The 3,392-nt window shown below is 41.5% G+C and carries 3 protein-coding genes; all 3 read right to left on the minus strand.

Features of this window, described 5'->3' with window-relative positions:
• The coding region (locus tag VE944_RS32950) for a GAF domain-containing protein (RefSeq protein WP_324987653.1) at positions 1–1,130 on the minus strand (1,130 nt) is incomplete at its 3' end.
• Between the two features lie 625 nt (positions 1,131–1,755).
• Positions 1,756–2,358: a CPBP family intramembrane glutamic endopeptidase gene (locus tag VE944_RS32955; protein ID WP_324987655.1), complete on the minus strand. Its 603-nt coding sequence runs from the start codon at positions 2,356–2,358 to the stop codon at positions 1,756–1,758.
• A gap of 50 nt (positions 2,359–2,408) precedes the next feature.
• Positions 2,409–3,392, minus strand: a 984-nt coding sequence (locus tag VE944_RS32960; RefSeq protein WP_324987658.1) for a DUF3326 domain-containing protein, incomplete at its 5' end; no start/stop codon positions are given.

A 3,392-nucleotide genomic window follows, 5' to 3' on the forward strand; every position in this document is an offset into this window, starting at 1 on the left:
CGGTCACTACTCAGTGCTTTACGAACCTCTTCCACGGTGGTTTTAATGACATCCTCTTCGTTAAGCGATTGGCGAATGCTGCGGGTAATTTCTACAAATACCTGAGCTGTATCCGCCTTCGTATCAACCTGTTCTAGAAGTTTGGTGTAGTCAAGGGCAAATCCTACTTGTATAGCTATCTGAGCCAACAAATCAATCTCAGACTGCTGCCAAAAACGAATTCTAGAACACTGATGTGCAATCAATAAACCGAATAGCTGTTTGCCTTTGAGAATAGGTGCTACTAAATTAGATTTGACAGCAAATTGCTCTAGCAATTTAATATCACTATCACTAAGATCAGCTTGATAGATATTATCAATAGCACGGATGGAACCATTCTGGTATTTTTCTCTATACCCTGCCTCGAACCCAGGCTCAGGGATTGTAACCCCTAATACTCTTGGTAAACCAGGTGCTACTGACTCAGCGATAAAGGTTCCATTACAACCGGAGTTGAAGCAAAAAATGGTTACACGGTCAACGCTTAAAGCTTTACGAATTTCTTCTGAGGTAATTTTTAGAACATCTTCTTCATTGAATGATTCTCGAACCCATCGCGTAACTTTCCTCAATAATTGGGAGTAATCAGCTTCGGCTTCTTTCTCCTTTATCAAAACTGAAAGCAGCTCTGTAAATAAGTTTATGTTTCTCTCTAACATTACTAATTCATCTTCATTAGCAATGAAATATTGAGTAAACTCACTGTCTGGACGCAGCTTGTTTTTGATACTATTAGAAGTTGCCGCAGCTTTACTGACTCGACTAAAAGCTCGATTAGTGACAAAAACAGCGATCGCACCTGTTAAAATTGCTGTTACTCCCATACCACTTAACAAGAGTGACAATTGTCTCTGTAGAGCTAGTTCGGTTTCTCTTGAACTTGCCGCACTCTCAAGTCTTACTTGCGGAATTTCTTTGGTAATTAAATTAATGCCGTAGTAGTAAGTAGCTGTTCCAATTGCAACCACAGGAAGGATACTAATACTTAGTGCCCAAACAATTGCTTTAGTTTTTAAACTCCATTTTTGTTGCCACAGCCTTTGTTCACGATTTCGTCTTGCTTGGTTTTGAGAAAAAGACTGATTCATAAATGAAACCTGGATTGCTGCAATTGAGAATCAAGTAAATAACCTCTCCACCAAATTCTACACAAAACTTATTTAACAAGGAGTAGCTTTCAGGAGTATTTTAAGGCACTAACCTTTTACGTTGTATCCCATAAAGCTTTTGTTGCCTTTGACCTCAAAAAAATCAGGTCTGATTAACAGGCTTGTTAACAATAAAATCGCGTAGGCGTAGCCCATCGTAGATATCGCTTTGTTTAATGTCTTATTTTCTCATCAGGTGTTGTAGTTTTCTGGCAAAACAGCCAAAAATTCTTTCTTTTTAAACAAGAATGATATAGACTTATGACAGTTTGCCTCCCCCCTCAGAAAGAGAAGGAACAACACGAAAATAAGCCTTTAACCCTCTTGACAGGAGAGAGACTTACTACTCACCTTCCTTAGATTTGCGTAGCGGCACGAAGTGCAGGCAGGAAGTGCAGGCAGGAAGGAGTTTGGATTTAAGGATATGTCTATTGTAGTCTACTTGGCTAAAAATCTTTTGCACAAAAAGCATTTAGTCAGAGCGTTCAAAAGCCGTAATTTATTCTGTGGTTGATAGTGTGCGATGCCTGGGTTGGGCTACGCCGAAGGATTAAGCCTTAGAAGCTCAATATTTATTTTTTAATTGCCGTAATTGCGACATTTTCCAGAAATAGCTAGAAATCCAATTGGTAATAATGTGAGCGACAATCGGCACTAATAAGTTGCCAGTGAGCAGGGCACTATATGCGAATATCATCCCAACAATTGTTGCCCAAATCACATAAGGCCATTGTTGGGAACCGCTAAAATGCAAGATGCCAAAGCAAAGACTGGATACAATGACAGCCAGATGATCTAAGCCTAAAGCTGGCAGCATTACACCTCTAAATAATAATTCTTCACTCAATCCCGGTAGTAACCCCAGCCATATCAAGTCTGGTAAGGCTAAGGGCCTTAGTACCATTTCTAGATAATAATCTGCACTTTTACGATAGGCAGTCCAAACGCGATAAGCTACGCCACTTAACGCAGTGATGGTGAATCCTAACCCTACACCCAACAGCAACTCTCTTTGGTTCAAGTTCCAAGAAAATAGGGAAAAGTTGCCAAGGTATAACGAAAGTTTTGCGACTATCAACAAAATGATTGCAGTCGCTCCCATCGCCCCAAGTATTTGGATGCGCGTCAGGTATGGAATTTCTGGCTTTTGCTTTTGTTGTTCAATCACGGGTTTTCGGGGGAGTGGGGAGTGGGGAGTAGGGGGAAGGGGTAGAATAACTAATGACTAATTGGCTGTAAAGGTAATAAGTTGGGACGGAGAGCGTCGGGATTAATACCTGCTTTGTGTGCTACTAATATACCCACTGCTTCTAAATATGAGTTTACCTGTATACATTTGATCCCCAACGGGTGAGGAGGAACTTTTATTAGAGTTTTATTTTCTTCTACTGTAATTATTTGGCATTGTTTTTGGCTTAAACTCAATAAGGCACTGCTACCACAAGCATTTGCTGGTACGATCGCAGCATCTACTTCATCTACCCAAATATCTTCTTGCTGTGATCCGATTGCTCCTCTCTCTACTATAAATTGTGGCGCACGACTTAATCCTACAAGGACGCACGGCAAAAAAGTATAGCCCAATTCTTCGGCGGCGGAACGGGGAGATAAATCAGGTTGTGGAGGTTCGCTCAAAAGGGCAGGAGAATGGGCGCAAGGAATTTGAAAGGTTCGCACTAGCAAATGGCTAATTACCGCTTCTGCACCCGCCAGAGAATCTACGCCTTCACCTTGGCGATATTTTTGTACTGCTTCCTCATCCATATCATCGGGGAAACGGGCGACAACTGCAATCGCTTCTGCCCCCGTTTTTTTAATTAATATCTCAGCTGCTCGTAATAAACTATCCGGGTTGCCAATTGTTCCCCAACTAGCTCCCGATGCTGTAGTCCGTAATTCTACATTTAATGGGGCATCAGTAATTACATAATCTGTTAAAGTTAATCCCAGAGTTGCTCTGACTGCATCTGCTGCTTGTATATGTCGTAGCCGTAACTCTGGCTCAATAGCTTGGTCTAAAAGCAAACCTACTTTGTTGCTGCGGACTGGACGCAAACCCCAACATCCAGAAGCGAATTTGTCAAGCCCGTAACCTTCAACATAGAAAGCGTTTGGAAGATTCCAATATAAACTTGCGCCATTCAAGACATTGGGGTGAGTAATTAGGCGATCGCAAACCTGTGCTATAACTTTGGCAACAGG

Origin of the sequence: Nostoc sp., assembly GCF_035638895.1 — a bacterium.
Lineage (GTDB): Bacteria > Cyanobacteriota > Cyanobacteriia > Cyanobacteriales > Nostocaceae > Nostoc.